The 1,716-nt window shown below is 67.9% G+C and carries 2 pseudogenes; both read left to right on the top strand.

What is annotated here, in order from left to right:
* A pseudogene (locus CAP_RS53180) lies at positions 1-865 on the top strand (hypothetical protein); the annotation flags it as partial.
* 321 nt (positions 866-1,186) lie between these two features.
* A pseudogene (locus CAP_RS43250) lies at positions 1,187-1,716 on the top strand (hypothetical protein); the annotation flags it as partial.

Below are 1,716 nucleotides of genomic sequence, written 5' to 3'. Positions count from 1 at the left end.
CTTCCACCGCGTCGGCGGCGGCAGCGTGCAGCTCATCCGCGACGACGGCCTCTGGTCGAGCGGCAGCCCCATCGTCACCGGCACCAAGAACGCCGTCCCCCAGGGCACGACCCTCCCCACCGGCCTCACCCAGACCCTCGTGCAGAACGACCCGGGCTTTGCCAACCCCTCCACGCGCGACTTCCGGCTCATCTCCTCGAGCCCCCTCCGCGACGCCGGCACCGCCGTCCCCCAGGGCCCCTCCGGGCGCCCCTTCCCGGCCCCCCTCGCGCTCCCCCTCTTCCACCCCCCCCTCGGCGCCATCCAGGCCGTTGGCGCCGCCGTGGCGCGCCCCAGCGTGGGCACCATCGACCTCGGCGCCTTCGAGTACGGCACCGCCACGACCCCGCCGCCCACCCCGCCCTCCGGGAGCTGCAAGGTCTCCGCCAACAGCGCCTGGGTCAGCACCTCCATGGCCTCGCAGACGGGCACCTTCACCGCGAGCTGGGACGTGACGCCCAGCGCCGCCTCCCTCGACGGCGCCCTCGGCCTGTCCTTCGGCCCGCAGACTGCCTGGAGCGGCCTCGCCGCCATCGTCCTGTTCGACGTCTCGGGCCGCATCCTCGTCCGCAACGGCGCGAGCTACCAGGCAGCGACCACCATCACCTATGCCGCCGGCCAGACGTACAAGGTGAAGATGGTGGTGAACCCCGCGAACCGGAAGTATTCGGTCTACGTCCAGTCTCCTGGAGGAGCGGAGATACTGCTCGCCAATCAGTACGCATTCCGGAACGAACAGACGAACGCATCTCAGCTGAATAGCTGGAGCATCGTCCAGACCGTTCCCTCCGCCACCTTGTCGGCATGCAATTTCGCCTTGCAATGACGGCTTTCTCAGGTCGTGCAGCCGGAGCCCACCCTGACTGCACGATTGCACAATCTAATGCACTTTCCTAGAAACCCATACGGTTCCTCCTGACGAAACATCCTTGACGGACCTGGCGCCGGCGAGCATGAATAGGACCTGAGAGCGCTGCGGAGAATCCTGATGCCCGCCGCGCTCTCCGGGAGGCAGCTCCAGCTCCGGGGCTGCTGTTGGTTCACCTCGGACAACGTCGTTTGCGGTCGCGAAGGGAATGGAGCGCTGGCCTCACGGGGCCGGCGAGGCCGTCCTGCAAGCGGCGTGCGGTGACACAGGAGAGTCGGGATGCACGCAGTGAAGATGGGCCTCGGGCTCTGGCGGATGGGTATGCTCGCAACGGCCCTCGCGGCGTTCTCCCTCACGGGGACCGGCTGCTTGGTGGGCACTGGCGACGAGGATGCCACCTTCGAGGACGACGCGATCGCTGCTGAAGAAGGCGACCAGGCCGAAGCCGATGCCGTCGACAGCGCAGAGCAACCGCTCGGCACCGTGTACAAGGTCGGGCCCTCCCGGCAATACAAGAACCTCGGGCAGGTCGCGAATCTCCTCAAAGCCGGAGATATCGTCGAGGTCGACGGCAATGCCACCTACCCGGGCGACGTGCGCTTCACCAAGCACGGCTCGGCCAGCCAGAAGATCACCATCCGCGGCCTCCGCGTGAACGGCAAGCGCCCCGTCCTCTCGGGCGGCACCAGCACCGTGGAGTTCGCGGGCAACCATTACCTCGTCGAGGGCTTCGACGTCACCGGCGGCTCCACCCGCTGCGTCTTCCACCACGCGCACAACATCACCCTGCGCGACTCCGTGGTCCACCA

The sequence above is a fragment of the Chondromyces apiculatus DSM 436 genome, from assembly GCF_000601485.1.
Lineage (GTDB): Bacteria > Myxococcota_A > Polyangia > Polyangiales > Polyangiaceae > Chondromyces > Chondromyces apiculatus.
The sequence above is the reverse complement of the archived record's forward strand: the minus strand, read 5'-3'. Positions and strand labels throughout refer to the sequence as shown.